This is a genomic window from Runella defluvii, from assembly GCF_014195535.1.
GTDB classification, from domain to species: domain Bacteria; phylum Bacteroidota; class Bacteroidia; order Cytophagales; family Spirosomataceae; genus Runella; species Runella defluvii.
In genome coordinates this window covers 56,277-76,907 of the sequence record NZ_JACIBY010000020.1, presented here as the reverse complement: position 1 = coordinate 76,907, position 20,631 = coordinate 56,277, and the positions used below count along the sequence as shown (strand labels likewise).

Here is a 20,631-nt window from a genome sequence, read left to right as displayed (position 1 = left end):
TAAAGGACGTGGTAGGATAACAGGTTGAATCACTGGTATTTCTGTATTAAACAATTCGTCGTTTTGATTCTACTCATAGGAGAAAGACAGTAAATAAATTCGATAATCGTCTCTTGCCCTAAAAGCCAAAAGAATGTGTAATTTTGCCCGTGAATAGTTGTCCATTGCATGAAGTTTCCCCAAAAACACATAGCCATTCTTGGCTCTACGGGTTCGATTGGAACCCAAGCACTCGACGTAGTAGCGGCTCATCCAGAGTCGTTTACGGTCGAAATTCTTACCGCTCAAAACAACGCTGAACTGTTGATTGAGCAAGCCGCAGCGTTTCGTCCCAATGTGGTGGTCATTGCCAATGAGTCGTTGTACGACAAAGTATTTGACGCCCTCGACCCTCTCGGGATTCAGGTGTATGCAGGGGCAAAGGCCATTGCGGACGTGGTACAAATGGACTCCATTGATACTGTTTTGACGTCAATGGTTGGCTATTCGGGACTAATTCCAACCGTAAAAGCCATTGAGGCAGGCAAGCAAATTGCCTTGGCTAACAAAGAAACCTTGGTGGTGGCGGGAGAATTGGTGACGGCCTTAGCACGCGAAAAAGGGGTAAATATCTACCCCGTTGACTCCGAACATTCGGCCATATTTCAGTGCCTTGTGGGAGAGTTTCATAACCCCATCGAAAAAATATTGCTCACCGCTTCGGGTGGGCCATTTCGAGGCAAAACCCGCGATGAGCTTTTACACGTGACCAAAGCCCAAGCCCTAAAACATCCCAACTGGAGCATGGGGGCTAAGATTACCATCGATTCGGCTTCGTTGATGAACAAAGGCTTGGAAGTCATTGAAGCAAAATGGTTGTTTGGACTAGAAGCATCGCAAATCGAAGTAGTGGTGCATCCCCAAAGCATTATTCACTCGATGGTGCAATTTGAAGATGGGAGTATCAAAGCCCAAATGGGATTACCTGATATGCGCCTTCCGATTCAGTTTGCACTGACCTATCCACACCGCCTAAAGGCCGATTTCCCTCGCTTCAACTTTGCTCAGTATCCATCTCTCACATTTGAGCAACCCGACTTAAAAACTTTTCGTAATTTGCAATTCGCTTTCGATGCACTCGAACGGGGCGGAAACATGGCCTGCATTGTGAACGCAGCCAATGAAGTGGCGGTAGCGGCGTTTTTACAAGATAAAGTAGGTTTTCTGCAAATGTCGGACCTTATCGAAACTTGTATGAACACCGTAGCGTTTATTCAACAACCAACCCTCGACGATTATATCGAAACCGACACCGAAACACGCCGTGTAGCTGAAAGTTTAATGAGTAAATTTGAAAATTTGAAAATTTGAAAACGGGCATTGCTCGCTTCTTTGATTTTCAAATGAACGAATTAACCAATTTTTCAAATTGAATCCAATGTCCCAAGTACTGAACATACCTTCCATGGATACCATGAACGACGATGAGTTCTTCGCTTTTTGCGAGGCAAACCGTCGCAATGGAATGCACTTTGAGCGGGACAAATACGGAAGAATCATTTTTATGTCACCTACTGGAAGCATCAGAGGCTCGCGCGATTTAGACATCGCTATTGAAATTGGCTATTGGGCCAAACAGAATAAAATGGGAATCGCCTTTGGCCCTGCAACAGGTTTTACCCTCCCCGATAAATCCATCAAGTCGCCTGATGTAGCTTGGATTCGTCGCGAGCGATGGGAACAAATTCCTTCGGCTTTACGGAAAAAATTTGCCCCCATCTGCCCTGATTTTGTGGTAGAAGTAATTTCAGAATCAGATACTTGGTCGGAGCATGTTGATAAAATGAAGGAGTGGATTGTCAACGGTTGCCAATTGGGTTGGTTGATTGACCCCAACGAGAAAACATACATGATTTTTAGCCCTCAAAATACCAATCCTGAAAAACAGCCGTTTGGTGTTATCAGCGGGGGAGAGGTCTTAGAAGGATTAGAAATCGACCTAACTACGGTTTTTGAAGATATTGATTAATGACTAACTAAACGTGTGTAAACACACATAAACTCAAAGAATGGAAATTTTAGTAATGGTGGGACAGTTGATTCTGGGACTGTCGATTTTAGTAGGATTACACGAATGGGGGCATCTTATCACAGCCAAGATGTTCGGAATGCGAGTAGAAAAGTATTTCATTGGGTTTCCTCCCAAAATATGGTCGATTCAACGTGGTGAAACAGAATATGGGTTTGGAGCCGTGCCACTGGGTGGTTTTGTGAAAATTTCGGGAATGGTGGATGAGTCGTTGGATACCAAAAATTTGACGGCTGAACCTGAACCGTGGGAGTTTCGGGCCAAACCTGCTTGGCAGCGTTTGATTGTGATGCTGGGCGGAATTATTGTGAACGTCATTACAGGTATTATCATTTTTGTGGCCATTACGTATTCGGAAGGATACGACTACATCGCGACTAAAGATGTGAAATACGGAATTGTGGCTCACAAACTTGGCCAAGAAATTGGACTCCGTACGGGCGATAAAATCGTGGCTATCAATGGTAAACCATTTGATGATTTTGCCGAAGTTCGTAAAGTATTTTTGGAATCAAATAGCTACTACACAGTAGAGCGTAATGGGGAAAAAGTGGACATTTACGTACCTAATAACTTTATTGAAAAGATTTCGGACAAGAAAAATGCGGGTGAGTTTATTGACCCCATTTATCCTTTCTCGATTAGAGAAGTGACACCTGGAATGCCTGCGTCTAAATCGGGACTCTTAGCAGGGGATAAAATTGTAAAGGTAAATAATCAGCCAATTCAGTTTTACCACGAAATCAGAGACGCATTGTCCAATCTGAAAAACAAAAAAGCAGTGTTGGAAATCGACCGTAAAGGAAAAGTGGTAACACTTAACGTGGATGTACCCGAAGACGGTAAAATAGGTTTTTATCCAGAATTAGGTCTCACAACCACGCACATCGACTATTCGTTTGGCGAATCTATTGCGATTGGTACTCAAAAAGCCTTCAGCGTAGTGACTGACAACATCCGAGGGTTTGGCAAAATTTTCCGTGGTGAAGTATCTGCCTCTAAGGCATTGAGCGGTCCAATTGGGATTGCCCAAATGTTCGGTGGAATTTGGGATTGGGGACGTTTTTGGTTCCTCACGGGCTTGTTGTCGATGGTATTGGCATTCATGAACATTCTGCCGATTCCAGCCCTTGATGGTGGCCACTCGGTTTTGTTGATTTACGAAATGGTAACAGGCCACAAGCCGTCAGATAAGTTCTTGGAAGCCGCCCAAAAAGTGGGAATGGTGATTCTGCTTGGATTGATGGTTTTCGCTTTTGGAAACGATATTTTTAAACTCTTCCGTTAGTATGAGTTTAGTAACTAACTCACGCAAAGGGGCAAAGACGAGAACGTTCTTTGCGCCTTTGCGTATTTGCGTGATTCTCTTTTTGTGCCTGAGCGCTTTCGGTTTTTCAAAGCACGACTTCCATACCAGCATTACCCGAATGGACTATAACGCCAAAGAAAAGTCGTTTGAGGTGAGTATTCGGGTGTTTACGGATGATTTGGAGAGTGTGCTGTCCAAAGAAAATGGCGGGCAAAAGTTTTCGGTACTTAACAATGACAAAAATGACCCCTATGTCGAAAAATACATTCGGAAACATTTTGCGATTGTGACTACTGCCAAACAAAAAAAGCCGTATTCGTACATCGGCAAAGAACAAGAGGCCGACGCTACTTGGATCTATGTAGAAATCCCTTGTTCTGAGGCTATTACAGGTTTTTCATTACAAAATAGCATCATGCTTGATGTCTTTGACGACCAAGTGAATCTCGTTAACTTCAACTACCAAGGCCAGAAGAAGTCGTATATCTTTAAAAATGAGGATAAAGTTCTGCCCCTCGGATTGTAATATTCAACAAAGGTTTGTACCTTTGCACCCCAAATTTTTTACTTTTTCAAATACTTTAAAAGGTCGGTATCATGCCAAAAGTTAAAACCAATTCAGGTGCCAAGAAGCGTTTTAAAATGACTGGCACTGGTAAAATTAAGCGTAAGCACGCTTTCCATAGCCATATTTTGACAAAGAAATCAACAAAGCGTAAGCGTGGCCTCGTTGGGTTCACTGTTGTTGATGACACAAATATGGATCGCATCCGTTTGATGCTCAAGTTCTAAGTTAGGACAACGTTATCGGTTAATTGTTACCGTTATCCAAGATTTTATCACAGATAACGAACAACAGATAACTACTAACAGTGCTTTAAGCACAGGTTCATTGTTTCACCCGATTGTTGGTTCTACAAGTGCTTCTGAGTAAGCCACCAACCGTCAAAAAACTAACAAAATTATGCCACGTTCGGTAAACCACGTTGCGTCGCGGGCTCGTCGCAAGAAAGTATTAAAATTAGCCAAAGGTTACTACGGTCGTCGTAAAAACGTATGGACAGTAGCCAAAAACGCCGTTGAGCGCGGTCTTAACTACGCTTATGTCGGTCGTAAACAAAAGAAAAGAAATTTCCGTGCTTTGTGGATTCAGCGTATCAACGCTGCCGCTCGTCAAGAAGGATTGTCTTATTCTGCATTGATGGGTAAAGTTCACGCAGCAGGTGTTGAACTGAACCGTAAAGTACTTGCTGACCTTGCAATGAATCACCCAGAGGCGTTCAAGGCAGTAGTAGAAAAAGTAAAATAATTGGGAAAAGTGGCGCCTAGCGCGCCGCTTTTTTATGAAAGGTAACGGATGTAATTTCGTTACCTTTTATTTTTTGATTAGCTCGAACTTTTTAGGAAAACTAGGTGTTTGAGCATTAACTGAAGTCTATCTCTCTTTTATGAAACTAATGTTCCGCCGATTTCTTGCCTTTTTTATGGCACTTGTCGTTCTGACGGCAAGCACGGGCTTTGGCGTAGTCGAACATCATTGTATTCTGAGAGGAAAATCGCTGCATTTGGCCGCTCTTAGCAAGGACAAATGTGGCAGTTGCGCTACTACAAAAGAATCAGCAACCCCTGCTGGACAAACTACCATCAAAAAAAGAACGTGCTGCGAAGACCAACAACGCTACGAAAACGTAGAGGTAGCGTCGTCGGTGACACAATGGGTAGCTAAGTTATTAAAAACAACGGCCGACTGGGCTGTCGAGACCTTGGTAGCGGTCTTCAAAGTTGTATTTGAATTTTTCTTTCCCACTTCGGCGGGGTCTTCTTCTGTTTATTCTTTTACTTCTTTTTTTCACGGGCGAAGCCTGCTTTCGTTTGTGCAGTCTTTTTTGATTTAGAATTTCCAGTGCATGAGATTTTCTCAGTGTAGCACACTTGTTGGGGAATTTTAAATCAGACAATAATGGTATTTTACGTCAAAAACATGGTATGCGACCGCTGTAAATTGGTGGTTGGCCAAGTATTTTCTCACGCTCATTTTCAAATTCAACAGATTCAACTCGGGGAAGTGGAGGTGGCAGCGCCTGTGACTGCTACTCAGATAGCGGAAGTAACAGCTCGGCTGCAAGAATACGGTTTTGAATTGCTTGAGGATAAACGAGTTCGTACGGTTGAAAAAATCAAAACGCTTGTTTTAGCGTTGATTCGTTCTTCGTCATTGGAATTGAAGGTGAATTATTCTGACTATTTAGCCGAACAGCTCAGCCGTGACTACAATGGCTTGAGTACTCTTTTTTCTTCACTGGAAGGCATCACAATTGAGCAATACATCATTCGCCAAAAGATTGAGCGAGTGAAAGAATTGTTGACCTATGATGAACTCAGCCTTAGTCAAATTGCGGACAAACTTCATTACAGTAGCGTAGCGCATTTGTCCAACCAATTTAAGAAGATTACGGGCACTACACCGAGTCAATACAAGCTTTCGGGTCACAAAAACCGACAACCGTTGGATGCAATTTGAGCAAAAACGAAGGACGTAAAATAACTGTTTGTAGAAAATAAGTTATACAATTGACTGCGTAAACAAATGAAATTGAGGAATTTAATACCATTAAGTGCTAAAGCACAAGTTAACCGTTATTTGTTAACCGTGTTAACGCGTTATAATAAAACAAATGCGCTAAGACTTTTGCTCAATGGCTTAATACTAACTGTATTTTGGGGAGGAACTCTTCAAGCTCAGCGTATTTCGGGCTTGGTAAAAGAGCAAATAGGGAAAGTCAAAAAGCCATTGGTAGGCGTGAACGTATTTTGGCTAGGGACAAATCTAGGTACTGCTACTGACACAACTGGGCAGTTTAGCTTGGCTCGTTCGGCCAAATCTAATCAGTTGGTGGTGAGCTACATTGGTTACAAAACCGATACGTTGAAGGTAACCAACCAAGACAATCTTGAGATTGTGCTGGTGGCTGATGGCCAGTTAGGGGAGGTGGTCGTACGAGGAACTTCCTCACAAATCGACCGCTTGAACCCTATTCAAACCGAAATTATTACGACTAAAGCCCTTGCCAAGGCGGCTTGCTGTAACCTGTCGGAAAGCTTCGAAACCAATGCTTCGGTGTCGGTGAGTTTGAGCGACGGCGTGACGGGTGCCAAACAAATTCAGTTTTTGGGGTTGGGAGGGCAATACGTGCAAACTAACGTCGAAAACATTCCGAATATCCGTGGTTTGGGCACGACTTTTGGCCTAAACTACATCCCAGGAACGTGGATACAAAGCATCGACATTGGCAAAGGGGCAGGCTCCGTCGTCAATGGCTATGAAAGCTTGACGGGAGCGATTAATGTGGAGTTGGTGAAGCCCGATGCCCGTGAGAAACTGTATTTTAATGCGTACGTCAACAATTTTGGCCGTGGAGAGGTAAATTTCAACGTCAATAAAAAACTCAATGAACGTTGGTCAACGGGCATTCTTTCGCACGCAAGTACGCTCCAAACGCGGGTGGATAACAACGGCGATGGATTTCTGGACATGCCCCTTTACACGCAACTTAACGCGGTTAATCGTTGGCAGTATAAAAGCGATAAAATGATGGCGCAGTTTGGGGTTAAAGCCCTTTACGAGAACCGTTTGGGAGGACAAGTAGGGTTTCGTGAAAACATGCGCGGAACGTCGCAAGCGTATGGTTTTGGCAACACAACTCGCCGCGTGGAGTTTTTCTCCAAAACGGCCAAAATGTACCAAGACAAGCCGTACAAAGGATTGGGTTTTATCGTAAACGGGCTGACGCACGCAAGCGACTCGTACTTTGGATTTGCTAATTACGACGCCCGCCAACAAACATTGTATGCCAACCTGATTTATCAGTCGATTATCAATAACACTAACCATAAGTTTACGACGGGTTTGAGTTATTTGCTGGACGACTACAACGAAACCTACAAGGATATTCACCGTATGCGGACGGAGTCAGTGCCTGGGGCGTTTTTTGAATATACCTATAATTACCTCGACAAACTGACGCTTGTGGCAGGCATTCGAGCTGATGCACATAACCTTTTTGGGGCGTTTGTTACGCCGCGTTTGCACCTTCGCTGGCAGCCGTTTGAACAAACAACGCTTCGGGTATCAGCGGGACGAGGGCAGCGTACCCCGAACGCACTGGCTGAAAACTATGGCTATTTGGTAAGTCAACGGTGGGTGCGTTTTGTGGACGAGCTACGACCTGAAATTTCGTGGAATTACGGGGTAAGTTTGACCCAAACCTTCCATTTGTTTGAAAAACACTGGGATGTGGTTCTGGACTATTATCGAACTGATTTTCAAAACCAATTGGTGGTTGATACCGACCACGCCGACGATTTGGCAGCGCATTTGTATTTTTACAATCTCAAGGGTAAATCCTTCTCGAATAGCTTTCAAGCAGAGCTAAACGGTTTATTATCAAAGCGTACCGAAATAAAATTGGCATACCGTTTGTTTGATGTTTGGCAAACGATGGGGCAGCCCGTCAACGATGTTCGCCTCATGGCTCGTATGATGATACCGCGCGACAGGGTGCTTTTTAACATTGGTTATACCTTACCTTACGATAAATGGAAAGCCGACTTAACGGTTCAGTGGAACGGGAAAGCTCGTATCAATGATCCGTTGCAATCGTTGGAAGCAACTTTGGATAAAAAATCAATGCCGATTCTTTATTCACAGCCCTATACCAACGTGAACGCTCAAGTATCGCGGGCGTTTCGGAAGTTTGAAGTTTATTTGGGAGGAGAAAATTTGTTGAATTTTAAACAACCCAACCCCATCATCAATGCCCAAGACCCGTTTGGGAAGTATTTTGATGCGGGGCAAGTATGGGGGCCAATCGTAGGTCGAATGGTCTATGCTGGAATACGAATTAAAGTCAAAGATTAAGAATAAATACAAGTAAACGTACACCATCAAACCCCAATGTACGTGAATCATCCAAAAAACTCTCCATCGGGGTTGGGGGCTTTTAAACCAATGAAACAATTAACATTCCTTGTTGTGCTCGTACTGGGAGTAGTATTCAGCACCGTAGCTAGTAAGCCTGGCAAAGAAAAAGAAGTAAAAATTAAGACGTCGGCGGTGTGTGACATGTGCAAGGAACGCATCGAGAAAAACTTGACGTTGAGCAAAGGAGTGAGCGAAGCAGTCTTAAATCTGGATGACAAAGTGGTGACTATCAAGTATAACCCTAAAAAAACGGACGAGGCTGCGCTTCGTAAGGTGATTACGGATACGGGCTACGATGCCGATAGCCAAATGTGTAATAAAACGGCCCACGACAAACTACCAGAGTGCTGCCAAAAGGGTAACGAAGCCCATGGGCATCATTAATTTCAGGAATCAACAAAAAAAGGGAGCATTTTTGCTCCCTTTTTTTGTTGCCTGTGATTAGCCTGTGAAGAGGGTTGCTCACAACCCGACGTTTATAGCCTGCAATAAAAAAAATGCAGAAGTGTTTTGCAATAAAAAAAATGCAAAATAAATTTGCAATAAAAATATTGCATATATGAAACTAAGCATTGGAAAAACAGCTACTGGAGACAATTTTTTTCAACGAGATAAAGTAATCGCTGAAATCTATGAAGCCCTTGAAGAAGGTCAAAATCTATTACTTTCTGCGCCAAGAAGAGTAGGGAAAACCTCCATTATCCATTACATCAAAGATAACCCTTCGGAAGAGTACTATTGCGTGTATGTTGATACGGAAGATGTGAGCGATAGCCAAACTTTTTTTAGGGTGTTATTAAAAGCCATCTTTGACATTGAAAATAAGCATCGCTTTTTGAAAACAATTGAGAACGCAGGTAAAAAACTTAAAGGCTTTTTGAGTAGCATTGAAAATGTTGAAGTAGGCGGAGTTAAAATAGATTTTAACGATAAATCGGATGAAAAACTTGATTACTACGAAAAATTCAAGGATTTTCTCGAAAAAGTGGACTTAGATGGTCGCACTATTTTATTGATGGTGGACGAGTTTCCTGTAACGATTGAGCACATTCGAGATGAACAAGGAGAGCAAGCGGCTCGGAATTTTTTGAAACAAAATCGTGCTATTCGCCAAAATGATAAATACAATCAAAAAATAAAGTTCATCTATACGGGTTCAATTGGCCTCCTCTCGGTGGTTAAGAAACTGAACGCAACCGCTGACGTCAATGATATTCAGACGTATAAGTTACGCCCTCTTTTACTAAAAGATGCTTTAGAATTAGCCAAAATGTTACTTGCAAACTACGACATTGAGACCTCAGAAGAGGTGTTGACGTATTTGCTAAAGGAGAAAATAGAGTGGTTAATTCCATTTCATATCCAGTTGGCAATCAAAGAAATACGAGATTTATACCGACGAGAAGAGCGCGAGGTAAACAAGTTGTTTATTGATGAAGCGTTCAATGAACTTATACTAAACGGAAGTATTTACTTGGAGCATTATCGGGGACGATTGAGTCAAGTATTTAATCGAAATGAGTTAATCCTAGTCCATGAGCTACTGAAAAAACTTACGGAAGATACATCTATTGCAGAGTTACATCTGTATGATTTGGCGGTAAAACATCAACTTGAGGACTCGTTCAAAAACATATTGCTCACCCTTGAGTACGATGGCTATATTGCCGAAACAAATGAGAAACAATGGCGGTTTTATTCTCCAATCCTCAAAAAATGGTGGTCGAAAAATGTCGGATAGAAAATTGAAATACTTGTTTAATCCTCCTCAAAAAGAACCACAACAGTTGAAGGCCGAGTTTGTGGTAAGAACTGCGGTGTTTAATCAATTATTTGAGGAAATTCAAGAGGATTTGATGCAGCATCCGCCGCAGCATTATATGATTTTAGGCCAAAGAGGTATGGGTAAAACCACGCTTTTATTGCGCCTTAAATATGCGGTTTTAGAAGATGAAAAACTCAACAAATGGCTTCTTCCTGTTCTTTTTAATGAAGAGCAGTATTCGATGCCTGACTTGGCCGCATTTTTTGAACATATCGCTAAAATTTTGGCGGAAGATCATACTGCATATCAAACCCTTTTGGATGAAATGAGGAAACATGAGTTTGACGCAGATTATGACCAAAAAGCTTTTGAGGTTTTAGTGGATTATTTGAAACAAAACCAACAGAAAATCATTGTTTTCCACGATAATTTTGGGCAGTTCTTGGAGAAAATTGGCAAAACGGCCACGCACCGCCTCCGCAATATCCTGATGAACTCGCCCTACTTGCGATTGGTAGGTGCATCGGCTACCTTACTTGAACACACGTTCGATTATAAAGAGCCATTTTTTGATTTCTTTTACCAAATTCGGCTCAAAGGCATGACCACCGACGAGACAATTACGCTTTTTGAAAAGTTAGCCGAAAATGAACGGAAAAGCGAGGCTTTTCAAGAAATGCTAAAGACCAAACGCCCGCGCATTGAGGTAATGCGAAAACTGTCGGGTGGGGTAATACGAACGATGGTGATGCTTTTTGATGTTTTTATGGACAACGAAAAGCAGGACAGTTTCAAAGACTTAGAAGCGATTCTTGACCGCGTAACCCCACTGTACAAACACCGCATGGATGACCTCAAGCCGCAGCAACAGCTTATTGTGGATGCCGTGGCGCGGGCCTGGGATGCCGTAACTGTAAGTGAAATTGCGGCGTTAGCTCGCTCAGAACGCCAAGGGCTGAAAACCAATCAAATATCAGCCCAACTCAAACAGTTGGTTGATAATCAAATTATTGAAATAGAACCACGTGCTAAGGGAAGAAACCACCTTTATCGCCTTCAAGAACGTTTTTTTAACATTTGGTACTTGATGCGCTACTCCACCCGCCAAGACAAGCAGCGGGTGATTTGGTTTGTGAAATTTTTGGAAGGCTGGTGCGACACCAACGACCTTAAACAGCTCTTTGAACGTTTTGAGAATAATTTGGATAAAGGAACTTATGAGTTGAATACGGTTTTTGATAGGGCATTGGCTTATTCGATGGTGGAGAATGAGGATATATTATTCGATAAAACAAATGTGTTAACTAAATCTATTTTATATTTGATTGACAAAAAAAGCAATAAAAAACATATCAATCTATTAGTAAGTAGATTAGATGAAATGTTGCAAAATGAAATGTTAAAATTGTTTAGTACGTTAATAAGTAACTATAAACTTGCACTTAAAATATTAAAATTTAAAATAAAACAAAATGAACATTTTCAGAAAATATTAAATACAATTCATTTTACGGGTGAAAAGTATTTAAAAAATAATTTTAGTCCTGATAAAGAAATTATTGTTGAAATAATTCATGAGTTGTCTCTAAATATTTTATTAATGCAAATAATAGGAGGTTTTCAATTTATCGATATTACAAAGTTGCTTGGAAAGTTATGCTTAAATGCAACTGACACTAAAATAAATAACCTTTTAATCTTACAAATTTTTCTCGTGCTTTTCAGTAATAAACAATATCACACCGTCCACAAACTCTTTGAAGAAACCCCTGAACTCAAAGACCGATTAAAACCCATTTATTTCCTTACAATGGAATACCTCAAAGACGAGTATCCCAACGAATACCTAAAAGCTGGGGAAGAAATGCGAGAAACGATTGAAGAATTGAAAGAACGCGTAAAATGGTTTGAAGAAAATTTAAAATAATACACAAACATGGACATTCAATCACTCCAATTTCCGATTGGGAAATGGGCTCCCAAAGGAGACTACACCGCTGAAGAAATACAAGAACGCTTGACTACGCTGAAGACCATCGCTGCGGAGTATCGGGCGTTGACTGAACAACTTTCGCACGAAGAGTTACAAAAACAATACCGCGAAGGAAGCTGGACCATTCAGCAGTTGATTCACCACGTGGCAGACATGCACTTGTTGCATTACATCCGTTTTAAGCACGCCTTGACCGAAGATAACCCCAACGGCGTCGTAGCAAAAATTGATGCGTGGGCAACGATGGAAGAAGCCAAAACGGCTCCTATCGGTTTCTCGTTGCAAATGATAGAAGGCACCCACGCCCGTTGGACGAATTTGATGGAACAAATGTCGGTGGAAGATTTTCAAAAGGGTTATTTCCATCCGCTTCGCCAAATAAACGTCAAGTTGATTGATGCCTTGGACATGGGTGCGTGGCACGCCAAGCACCATTTGGCGCACATCAAGATTGCGTTGGGAAAATAACCAACATACATGGCCACAAACAAGCGCTACTACATAGTAACCGCCTGTTTGTGGCCAAATTTTATGATTTCTTTACGGCACTTTTACCACATCGGCTGGCGAAAATTTCCATTGGTTGTCAAAAAATCCCGCCATTTTGACGCCTTTTGTTCCTTCTTTGAGCATGGCAGCGCTGAAAATAAAGTAATCGGGGAAGCCGCTACCTCCCGTAAAATACTGATTTGACTCGGTTGCCATCATCCCTGCCAAACCTGTACCTGTGACGGCTGCCACTGAGGCTAGGGGGCTGTCGGGACGCGGGTAGATAAAGTAACCGCCTAGGTCGTCGCCCGAAAGGGTTTCGTTGCCAACTTTCATGCTGCCTTTTTGAACCTGAATCGGACATTGGCCCAGTACTAAATTCCACGCACTGTTGGTAGTGGCATTGCCAAAAACAACCACACCACGGTCGGCATAAGCCGCCAGCGAAAACTCTTTGTCCGAAATCACATCCACGGCGCCATTGCCACGGTAATACCAGGTTTCGGCATCATAACGTGCTTTGTTATAAGCCCATTCGTTTTCTTCTTTGGTGCCCGTTGTTCCATAGACAAAGACCATCCGATGGTTGAAAGCTGTTTTGAAAGTTCCGTTACGGTGCGCTCCTTTTTGCTGAATCGACGGTTTTTCAGTGGCTTCCCATTTATCTTTCTTCGCAAAATACAAGGGCTGGTTGTTCAACTGGAAAGTGCCCGTAATTTCTTGATTATCAATTTTTAGTTTAAAAGATTGATTCGCTAAAAATGCCGAAGGATGCACCGTGAGGGTTTGAACGTTGTCGGTGGTAATGGCCAGTGTCTTCTCGTTCGGCATTCGTTTTGCCTGAATTCGACTGTATTGCAACGGCCGAATTTGTTGTTCAACCCCAATCCAATGGTAATGCGAAGAAATGGCAGGGTTTGCCGTGGTAAAATCTAGGACGTCAGCGTCTTCGGCTTTTTTAGAACGGTGCCATTTGAAATAATCAAAAAGTGGTGCCCAATCAACACTGTGGTCGCCGTACCAGTGCGAGCCGTTGGGGTATTCATAATATGAAAAATCGTTGTGAAAAGCCCCCAAAGTGTTGCGCATAGTGCGGGCATATTCTACTGAAACGGTGCGGTCGGCGTCGCCGTGGAGGATGTAAACACCGCTGGCTTTGTAGTTTTGGGCCAAGGCCATGACGTTGCTTGGATTACTCGCCCGAAGCAGCAATTGCTCCACAGGATTGGTGCTATTTTCAGGAATTTTTCCGTCGGCTGAGCCGTAGCCCATCAAGGTCGGGTAGCCCGCACAAGGGGCAATGCCCGCCCATTTTCCTGGGAATGTAGCTCCCAAATACCACGTTCCGTGGCCGCCCATCGAGTGGCCTGTTAAGTAAATTTTTTGGGGATGAGGCTGGAATTTTTTCTCGGCAATGGCCAATACTTCCAACGCGTCTAAGCGCCCCCAGTCTTCCCAGTTGAACCCGCGCGGGCGGCGGTTGGTGGGCGCTACGAGCGTTCCCCAATCCTTTGGCTTGTAAGCACGTGCTTGCCCAATGGCTTCTACGCCCGCTCCGTGTACGGAAAGGAATAAGGCTGACGAATCCGTTTTTTCGCCTTTTTGCGGCGCAACTCCGTAGTATTGAACACTCCCATCAATGCCACTAACGAAGGTTTGACTGTAATGCTCTTTGTTGTTAACTGCTTGTAAAGTAAGGGTTTTGGTGTCAACTACTTTGCCATTTTGGAGGACAGAGACCTCACAAGTTAGGTCACCGCGTTGCGTAACGGCGCTGGCGTCGATTTTAAAACCAACTTTACGTGAATTGAGGGAAGTAATGGTTGGAAGGTCAGTAATTATTTCTTTTCCTTGTACCAATGACCTGATTTTTAGTCCTGTAAGTGGTTTTTCGGTAGCATTAAAAAGAACAATTCCTCCCCAAATCGGCTCGCTATTTTCTCCCAAAACCACGTGTGGTAGGGTGATGTCAGGAAGGCTTAGGGAGATTGGTTTTTCGGGAAATACCAATCGGGCGGAAATGCCTTGGAAGCGCCCGCCCATTCCTACACGCACAATAAGTTCGTTCAACCCCTTCTTGATTTTAACGGGGCTGTACATATATTCATAGCGGTTGGCATCGCCTCCGCGCGGAATGCCGTTGAAATACAGTCCTGCATGACCAGCGACGTTGAGGAGCGCCACCGTTTCTTTGGGCGATTGATACGTCAAATACACGTAGCCGTTGGACAGTGCCGCGTGGCGAAAACGTTTGGCCGTATCGGCCGTTATTTTTTGCCATTTGAGCTCTTGGCCTTTCTCGTTGGTGAGTAAAACGGCACCTTCGATGGGTTTGACAAAGGTTTTTTGAATCAACTGGTAGGTAAGCTGGTCGGTGTAAATGGCTTCGCGACCGTATTGATGGCAGGGGCCAACGACTAAGCCTTCGGTGAAGGAATGCGTGGTTTGGGCATGGAGCGTATTAAGAGAAATGAAGCAGAAAGAGATAATAAAAAAGTAAAAACAGGTTCTCATTGTCTAATGGGTGGTTTTATTTTTTAAAGGTAAACAAAATAGTTTTTTGCATTGGCTGAAAATACTTTACCAAAAGTAAGAAGGAATAAATTAGGTATATTTGTTTTATCTTCTTACCTTTGAGAATCAATACTTTAAAGAGAATATAATGCAAGAAGGAACAGTTAAGTTTTTTAATGACACCAAAGGATTTGGTTTTATTACTCCAGCCAATGGTGGCGCAGACGTTTTTGTACACGTATCAGGTCTTGTTGATGACATTCGTGAAAATGACAATGTGTCTTTTGATGTGGAAAATGGTAAAAAAGGTTTAAATGCGGTTAACGTTAAAGTTATCTAATTTTAATCATATAAATCATTGAGTAAGAAGGCCGTCGCTATTGCAGCGACGGCCTTCTTTTTGTATGTAGCAATACAAAATGGTTTAACCAAGGGCAACGTCCAAAATCATCATGACCACAAAACCACAGATAAAACCAAGCACAGAAACGTCGGTGTATTTGTCGCGTTGGGTTTCGGGAATTACTTCTTCCACCACCACGTAAATCATAGCCCCTGCTGCAAACGCCAAGGCAAAAGGAAGGACAGGCTGGAGATAAATAACGGCAACTGCGCCTAAAACACCCGCTACGGGTTCAACAATGGCGGATAGTTGGCCATACCAAAAGCTTTTCCAGCGACTTACCCCGTGCCGACGAAGTGGCATGGCCACCGCAAAGCCCTCAGGGAAATTCTGAATGCCGATGCCGATGGCAAGTGTGATGGCTGCCGATAGCAAATGGTCGCCGCCGCTAATGGTGGCCGCGCCAAACAACACCCCCACTGCCAGTCCTTCGGGAATGTTATGAAGGGTAATGGCCAACAACAACAGCGTGGTTTTGTGCCATTGTGTTTTCATTCCTTCGCTCTCGTTTTCTCCAAAATTGATGTGTAAGTGAGGCGTAAATTTGTCTAAAAAATAGATAAACAGCGAGCCGAGTAGAAAACCCACCGCAGCGGGCATCCAAGGGACACTGGGGAATAATTTTTCAGATTGCTCAATGCTGGGTGCTAATAGTGACCAAAAACTGGCCGCGACCATGACGCCACCTGTAAAACCCAACATGGCATCGAGCACACTTCGGTGCATGGTTTTGAAGAAAAAAACCAAGGAGGCTCCTAGCGCCGTAACTGACCACGTAAATGTAGTGGCAATCAAAGCAGAGTAAACGGGGCCTATTTCGCGTAAAAATTGTTCTAACTGTTGCATAAAGGTTGGAAGGCTAACGGGAGATTATTCTCCTTTGGTGGCACCCACTTTGGCCGTCCAATCGCTGTACAAAACTTTTAATTCTTGTACTTTGGCAGGATGAGAGGCGGCAAGGTCGTACAGCTCCGAACGGTCGTTTTCCATATCGTAAAGTTCCCATTTCTTGGAGTCTTTGGACCATACTAATTTCCATTTTCCCTGCCGAACGGCTCGACAGTCAAAGTGTTCCCACGCCAAATAAGGATGGGGAGTACGCGTTTTCCCTTCCAAAATAGGCACTAAACTTTTCCCTTCCAAAGGCTTGATGGAATTTTGCTGGTATTGGCTTGGGTAGGTTGCTTTTGCTAATTCCAAACAAGTGGGCATAATGTCCATAATATGACCTAGTTGCTGGGTCTGAAATGGCTTTTTGACGAGCGCAGGATAATGCACAATCATGGGAGTCGCAATGCCGCCTTCGTGCGTAAATTGTTTGTACATTCGAAAAGGCGTATTGCCTAAAGCTGCCCACTCTTTGCTATACGTAGTGTAAGAACCTTTTTCACCCGCTTTTTTTGTCAACGACTCGGCATACGCTTTTTCGCCGAGGTCGCGTTGGGCGCGGTCGTTGAGCACTTCAGCACAAGCGCCGTTGTCAGACAGAAAAACGATGACCGTATTGTCCCATTGCCCCGTGGCTTTGAGTTTATCCATGATTTTTCCAATACCCGCATCCATGCGACTGACCATGGCAGCATAAGCCGCCATTTTTAAGTCCCATTCGTCTTTGTTGCTCACCGAAGACCAATCGGGCAGGTCGGCTTCTTTGGGTGAAAGGGCGTATTTTTGGGGAAATAAGCCCAACTGATATTGTTTTTTTAGGCGTTCGGCACGGAGGTAATCCCAGCCTTTGAGGTAGTTGCCACGGTATTGGGCGATGTCTTCTTCGGGGGCGTGAAGCGGCCAATGAGGTGCGGTGTAGGCGACGTACAGAAAAAACGGTTGGTTGGAACCTCGATTTTGGTCGATGTAGCCAATGGCTTTGTCCGAAATGGCGTCGGTCAAATAAAACTTTTCGGGGATTTTATACGGTTCGTTGTCTTCGAGCAAAATTCGCCCTGGGAGTAGTTCGTAGTAACTGGTTGCTCCGCTAATAAGTCCAAAATAGTGGTCAAATCCGCGCTGCAAAGGCCAATCGGGACGTTCTTCGCCCACGTGCCATTTGCCCGACATGTAGGTCTGATAACCTGCCGATTTGAGTACTTCGGCCATCGTTACGGTTTGTTTGCTCAACCATCCTTGGGTGGAGGTTTCTTTGGAGCGGTCTTTGACTTTGGTCACGACCATCGTTCCCATGCCTGCTTGGTGCGGATACATGCCTGTCAGTAACGACGCACGGCTTGGACAGCAGCGAGCTGCGTTGTAAAACTGGGTAAATTTTACGCCTTTTGAAGCAAGTTTGTCAAGGTTAGGAGTCTTGATTTCGGCACCGTAGCAGCCAATGTCACTAAAACCAAGGTCGTCGGCCATGATAATGACAAAGTTGGGCCGTGAGGGTGTTTTTTGCCCCCAAACGACACCCATTCCCAGCAATAAGACCGACAAAATGAGCCTTTTCATGTTATTCAACTCCTTTGACTTGCATTTTGAGCGTATAAATAGACTCCGATGCGGTGACAAACAACACATTACGGTTTTTACCCCCAAAACAAACGTTACCCACCCAGCCCGACGGAATCGGAATATTGCCTAGTTTTTTTCCCGTAGGGTCATAAACGGTTACGCCACGCCCCGTGATGTACAAATTTCCCAAGTTGTCGAGCGTAATTCCGTCCGAACCCTGTGCCACAAAAAGTTGGCGATTGGTGAGCGTTCCGTCCTTATTGATGTCGTATTTGTAGGTTTTTTGGTCGCGGATGTCGGCCACAAAAAGGTGTTTTCCGTCGGGTGTGCCCACAATTCCGTTGGGTTGTTTCAGGTTATCGTCCACCAAAACGGGCGTTTTTGCGCCTTTAGGCAAAAAATACACACTTTGTTTCTCTTGTTCAGGCTTTTTATGTTCCCAATAGTCGCGCGGATAAAAGGGGTCGGTGAAATAAATTCCCCCTTTGGGTGTAATCCAGAGATCGTTGGGGCCGTTGAGTTTTTTGCCCTGATAACCCGAAAAAAGAACTGTTACTTCGCCTTTGGGAGAGATTTGCCACATTTCGTTTTTTTCGTCGGCGCAAGAAATGATGTTCCCTTTTTTGTCAAAAAACAAGCCATTAGAACGCCCCGTTTTTTCCATATAGACCCCCAAATTCCCTTCGGTGTCGTACTTCCAAATTTTGTCGTTGGGCTGGTCGGTAAAGAAAATATTGCCCTTTTTGTCAACGGCAGGGCCTTCGGTAAACTTAAACTGCTTCGAAATTTGCTGAAGGGTTGCGCCAGGTGCTATCAGTTGATTCACTTCCTCTTGCGCACGGCTTACCAACGGTAAAAAGGCAAGGGCTAAAATTGCGACGGTATTTTTCATTCGGTTAGTTGATTTGGTGTATAAGGACGTTCTACGGCAAAATCTACTATTTTAGCTCAAAAGCGACGGTTTTGACACGTTTGCTGACGCTGCCATCGGCCTGTTTTTCTTCCAAAATCATGGCTTGCGCCGCTGGGAGTTCAAACACTTCTTGCATGTTTCTGATGGAGGCCGCAGGAACGCCCACTTTTTCCAATTGAGATAAAAGTTCTTGTGAATTCAGTTGACCGATGGCTTGTGCTAAAGCTTCGCTCAGCGCAGAACGGTTTTTAACCCGAGAAGCATTGGTCGGATAAAGCGCCACTAATTCGTCGTGCTGTATCACTTGACATAGGTTCTTAAATTGCTTTTCAGTACCCACCGCCAACAAGATAATTTTCCCATCTTGGCAAACGTAGGAGTCGCCGTAGGGAGCGATGTTGGGATGTTGGGTGCCCATGCGTTGCGGAATGTGGTTTGCCATGAGCCAATTGGTCGCTTGGTTGACGAGGGAAGCCACCGCCGATTCAAACAACGACGTAGAAACGTACGAGCCTTGTCCTGTTTGATAACGCCGCAGGAGGGCTAACAAGATTCCTTCTTTCAACTGGTGAGCGGCCAAAACGTCAATTAAAGCCACGGGCATTTTGACAGCAGGGCCTTCTTTTTCACCATTCATAAACATAAAACCCGCTTCCGCTTGCAGCACTACGTCGAAGGCTGGTCGCTCGCTGGTGTCGTCGAAGGCGTTGAGTTGGGCAAAAATCAGGTTAGGATGTCGTTTTGATAAAGTGTCGTAATCTACGCCCAATTTTTGTGCTACTGCCGTACGGTAATTGCTAATGACAATGTCGGCATCTTTGATGAGTTCGTACGCTTGCTGGCGGTCGGTGGTATCTTCCAAATCCAGAAAATGTACCTGCTTGTTCCAATTGACGCTGGCATAGTAGGCCGAAGTGGTTGACGTAGGGTTTTCGGAAGGGAGTTTCCACGAGCGAGTCATGTCGCCATCCGTTTTTTTATTTTCGATTTTGATGACGTTTGCGCCTAGTTCGGCGAAAAACATCCCCACCGCAGGCCCCGCCAAAACACTGGCTAACTCTACGATTTTAAGCTCGTTAGTAAAAAATGATGAGGTCATACACAAATAGCTGCCTAAAAACGGCTAATTTTGCCGTGGCTAAAATTACTTATCAATGACAAACGAAGGTTACAATCCCGAAGAAATAAAATTACTACGGGAGGAATGCGAAGAAGAAGGCATGAACTTTGTTCATTGCGACGACGAAGACGAAAGCATGGCAGAAAATGACGAACTGGCTCACGTTCAGTTTGTTGGCGAATACAAAGGCCAAGAGGTCATTTACGATGCCATTATTTATACGTTACGCCTCCACCACAGCAGTTTGGTGTACGAGAAAGCCGTAGCGCAAGCTCAAAAAGTATTCCCAAAATACTTGCCGTTGGATGAACGTGGCCCAGGCTACAAAATCAAGCCCGAAGAGGAAGAAGAAGCGGAAGAGCTTATCACTGAGTTGATTGAGGCGATTGAGGAAGAAGAAGAAGTGAAGGTAAAAGAGCATTTGGAAATCGACACGGAATTTGAGTACGGTGTAGGACTAGATGCTTGCCTGAACGTAGAAGCTGTAACGGAAGAAGTCATTACTGATTTTGTGAACAACTTCAACAAAGGTACCCTCAAGCTCGATTCAACGCTTTATTCGTTTCGTAACGACGAAGGCGACGAAGAGTAATTTCTAAGAATTTCTTTGCAAAAAGCCCTCCCACTT

General features: G+C 43.9%; 20 protein-coding genes. 15 read left to right on the top strand and 5 right to left on the bottom strand.

Annotation, left to right across the window (positions count from 1 at the left end):
• The first annotated feature begins 168 nt into the window (after positions 1 to 168).
• The 13 genes from FHS57_RS28220 (at position 169) to FHS57_RS28160 (ending at position 12,584) form a co-directional block, all read left to right on the top strand.
• Positions 169 to 1,350, top strand: coding sequence for a 1-deoxy-D-xylulose-5-phosphate reductoisomerase (locus FHS57_RS28220; RefSeq protein WP_183979594.1), 1,182 nt, complete (start codon positions 169 to 171; stop codon positions 1,348 to 1,350).
• Positions 1,351 to 1,417: 67 nt separating this feature from the next.
• Positions 1,418 to 2,008 (top strand): Uma2 family endonuclease, encoded by a 591-nt coding sequence (locus FHS57_RS28215; protein WP_183979592.1) that lies wholly within the window; start codon positions 1,418 to 1,420, stop codon positions 2,006 to 2,008.
• 40 nt (positions 2,009 to 2,048) lie between these two features.
• The gene (rseP, locus tag FHS57_RS28210; RefSeq protein ID WP_183979590.1) at positions 2,049 to 3,356 is read left to right on the top strand and encodes an RIP metalloprotease RseP; all 1,308 of its coding nucleotides are present in this window, start codon (positions 2,049 to 2,051) and stop codon (positions 3,354 to 3,356) included.
• A gap of 1 nt (position 3,357) precedes the next feature.
• Positions 3,358 to 3,903 (top strand): DUF6702 family protein, encoded by a 546-nt coding sequence (locus tag FHS57_RS28205; RefSeq protein WP_183979588.1) that lies wholly within the window; start codon positions 3,358 to 3,360, stop codon positions 3,901 to 3,903.
• 71 nt (positions 3,904 to 3,974) lie between these two features.
• Complete coding sequence (gene rpmI / locus FHS57_RS28200; RefSeq protein ID WP_028526736.1) at positions 3,975 to 4,169, top strand: 50S ribosomal protein L35; 195 nt, start codon at positions 3,975 to 3,977, stop codon at positions 4,167 to 4,169.
• 172 nt (positions 4,170 to 4,341) lie between these two features.
• On the top strand, positions 4,342 to 4,686 hold the full coding sequence (rplT, locus tag FHS57_RS28195) for a 50S ribosomal protein L20 (RefSeq protein ID WP_028526735.1): 345 nt from the start codon (positions 4,342 to 4,344) through the stop codon (positions 4,684 to 4,686).
• A gap of 148 nt (positions 4,687 to 4,834) precedes the next feature.
• Entirely contained in the window at positions 4,835 to 5,272 is a 438-nt protein-coding gene (locus FHS57_RS28190; RefSeq protein WP_183979586.1) for an HYC_CC_PP family protein, read from the top strand.
• 65 nt (positions 5,273 to 5,337) lie between these two features.
• Positions 5,338 to 5,898: a helix-turn-helix domain-containing protein gene (locus FHS57_RS28185; protein WP_183979584.1), complete on the top strand. Its 561-nt coding sequence runs from the start codon at positions 5,338 to 5,340 to the stop codon at positions 5,896 to 5,898.
• 168 nt (positions 5,899 to 6,066) lie between these two features.
• On the top strand, positions 6,067 to 8,295 hold the full coding sequence (locus FHS57_RS28180) for a TonB-dependent receptor (protein WP_229601478.1): 2,229 nt from the start codon (positions 6,067 to 6,069) through the stop codon (positions 8,293 to 8,295).
• A 90-nt stretch (positions 8,296 to 8,385) separates the two neighbouring features.
• A complete protein-coding gene (locus FHS57_RS28175) occupies positions 8,386 to 8,742 on the top strand; it encodes a heavy-metal-associated domain-containing protein (protein WP_183979580.1) in 357 nt (118 codons plus the stop codon).
• A gap of 175 nt (positions 8,743 to 8,917) precedes the next feature.
• Complete coding sequence (locus tag FHS57_RS28170) at positions 8,918 to 10,099, top strand: ATP-binding protein (protein WP_183979578.1); 1,182 nt, start codon at positions 8,918 to 8,920, stop codon at positions 10,097 to 10,099.
• On the top strand, positions 10,089 to 12,050 hold the full coding sequence (locus tag FHS57_RS28165; RefSeq protein WP_221225752.1) for an ATP-binding protein: 1,962 nt from the start codon (positions 10,089 to 10,091) through the stop codon (positions 12,048 to 12,050). The genes FHS57_RS28170 and FHS57_RS28165 overlap by 11 nt, the downstream gene beginning before the upstream one ends.
• A gap of 9 nt (positions 12,051 to 12,059) precedes the next feature.
• Positions 12,060 to 12,584, top strand: coding sequence for a YfiT family bacillithiol transferase (locus FHS57_RS28160; protein WP_183979574.1), 525 nt, complete (start codon positions 12,060 to 12,062; stop codon positions 12,582 to 12,584).
• A 72-nt stretch (positions 12,585 to 12,656) separates the two neighbouring features.
• On the opposite strand, the gene FHS57_RS28155 is transcribed toward FHS57_RS28160, so the two are convergent.
• Positions 12,657 to 15,119 (bottom strand): alpha/beta hydrolase-fold protein, encoded by a 2,463-nt coding sequence (locus FHS57_RS28155; RefSeq protein WP_183979572.1) that lies wholly within the window; start codon positions 15,117 to 15,119, stop codon positions 12,657 to 12,659.
• 148 nt (positions 15,120 to 15,267) lie between these two features.
• Here FHS57_RS28155 and FHS57_RS28150 point away from each other — a divergent pair, with 148 nt between their 5' ends.
• A complete protein-coding gene (locus FHS57_RS28150; protein WP_183979570.1) occupies positions 15,268 to 15,459 on the top strand; it encodes a cold-shock protein in 192 nt (63 codons plus the stop codon).
• A gap of 84 nt (positions 15,460 to 15,543) precedes the next feature.
• Here FHS57_RS28150 and FHS57_RS28145 read toward each other — a convergent pair whose 3' ends face one another.
• From FHS57_RS28145 to FHS57_RS28130, 4 genes are read right to left on the bottom strand one after another with little or no spacing between them, the layout of a single operon-like run.
• Entirely contained in the window at positions 15,544 to 16,368 is an 825-nt protein-coding gene (locus FHS57_RS28145; protein ID WP_183979568.1) for a ZIP family metal transporter, read from the bottom strand.
• Positions 16,369 to 16,392: 24 nt separating this feature from the next.
• A complete protein-coding gene (locus FHS57_RS28140) occupies positions 16,393 to 17,967 on the bottom strand; it encodes an arylsulfatase (RefSeq protein WP_183979566.1) in 1,575 nt (524 codons plus the stop codon).
• A gap of 1 nt (position 17,968) precedes the next feature.
• Complete coding sequence (locus tag FHS57_RS28135) at positions 17,969 to 18,862, bottom strand: SMP-30/gluconolactonase/LRE family protein (protein ID WP_183979564.1); 894 nt, start codon at positions 18,860 to 18,862, stop codon at positions 17,969 to 17,971.
• A gap of 46 nt (positions 18,863 to 18,908) precedes the next feature.
• Entirely contained in the window at positions 18,909 to 19,982 is a 1,074-nt protein-coding gene (locus FHS57_RS28130; protein ID WP_183979562.1) for a CaiB/BaiF CoA transferase family protein, read from the bottom strand.
• 55 nt (positions 19,983 to 20,037) lie between these two features.
• On the opposite strand from FHS57_RS28130, the gene FHS57_RS28125 reads away from it, so the two are divergent.
• Complete coding sequence (locus tag FHS57_RS28125) at positions 20,038 to 20,595, top strand: hypothetical protein (protein ID WP_183979560.1); 558 nt, start codon at positions 20,038 to 20,040, stop codon at positions 20,593 to 20,595.
• Positions 20,596 to 20,631 lie beyond the last annotated feature (36 nt).

Excerpts from the sequence above, each read along its gene's own strand:
- FHS57_RS28220 (WP_183979594.1), top strand. The coding sequence starts at position 169 with ATGAAGTTTCCCCAAAAACACATAGCCATTCTTGGCTCTACGGGTTCG.
- FHS57_RS28215 (WP_183979592.1), top strand. The coding sequence starts at position 1,418 with ATGTCCCAAGTACTGAACATACCTTCCATGGATACCATGAACGACGAT.
- rseP (WP_183979590.1), top strand. The coding sequence starts at position 2,049 with ATGGAAATTTTAGTAATGGTGGGACAGTTGATTCTGGGACTGTCGATT.
- FHS57_RS28205 (WP_183979588.1), top strand. The coding sequence starts at position 3,358 with ATGAGTTTAGTAACTAACTCACGCAAAGGGGCAAAGACGAGAACGTTC.
- rpmI (WP_028526736.1), top strand. The coding sequence starts at position 3,975 with ATGCCAAAAGTTAAAACCAATTCAGGTGCCAAGAAGCGTTTTAAAATG.
- rplT (WP_028526735.1), top strand. The coding sequence starts at position 4,342 with ATGCCACGTTCGGTAAACCACGTTGCGTCGCGGGCTCGTCGCAAGAAA.
- FHS57_RS28190 (WP_183979586.1), top strand. The coding sequence starts at position 4,835 with ATGTTCCGCCGATTTCTTGCCTTTTTTATGGCACTTGTCGTTCTGACG.
- FHS57_RS28185 (WP_183979584.1), top strand. The coding sequence starts at position 5,338 with ATGGTATTTTACGTCAAAAACATGGTATGCGACCGCTGTAAATTGGTG.
- FHS57_RS28175 (WP_183979580.1), top strand. The coding sequence starts at position 8,386 with ATGAAACAATTAACATTCCTTGTTGTGCTCGTACTGGGAGTAGTATTC.
- FHS57_RS28170 (WP_183979578.1), top strand. The coding sequence starts at position 8,918 with ATGAAACTAAGCATTGGAAAAACAGCTACTGGAGACAATTTTTTTCAA.
- FHS57_RS28165 (WP_221225752.1), top strand. The coding sequence starts at position 10,089 with ATGTCGGATAGAAAATTGAAATACTTGTTTAATCCTCCTCAAAAAGAA.
- FHS57_RS28160 (WP_183979574.1), top strand. The coding sequence starts at position 12,060 with ATGGACATTCAATCACTCCAATTTCCGATTGGGAAATGGGCTCCCAAA.
- FHS57_RS28155 (WP_183979572.1), bottom strand. The coding sequence starts at position 15,119 with ATGAGAACCTGTTTTTACTTTTTTATTATCTCTTTCTGCTTCATTTCT.
- FHS57_RS28150 (WP_183979570.1), top strand. The coding sequence starts at position 15,268 with ATGCAAGAAGGAACAGTTAAGTTTTTTAATGACACCAAAGGATTTGGT.
- FHS57_RS28145 (WP_183979568.1), bottom strand. The coding sequence starts at position 16,368 with ATGCAACAGTTAGAACAATTTTTACGCGAAATAGGCCCCGTTTACTCT.
- FHS57_RS28140 (WP_183979566.1), bottom strand. The coding sequence starts at position 17,967 with ATGAAAAGGCTCATTTTGTCGGTCTTATTGCTGGGAATGGGTGTCGTT.
- FHS57_RS28135 (WP_183979564.1), bottom strand. The coding sequence starts at position 18,862 with ATGAAAAATACCGTCGCAATTTTAGCCCTTGCCTTTTTACCGTTGGTA.
- FHS57_RS28130 (WP_183979562.1), bottom strand. The coding sequence starts at position 19,982 with ATGACCTCATCATTTTTTACTAACGAGCTTAAAATCGTAGAGTTAGCC.
- FHS57_RS28125 (WP_183979560.1), top strand. The coding sequence starts at position 20,038 with ATGACAAACGAAGGTTACAATCCCGAAGAAATAAAATTACTACGGGAG.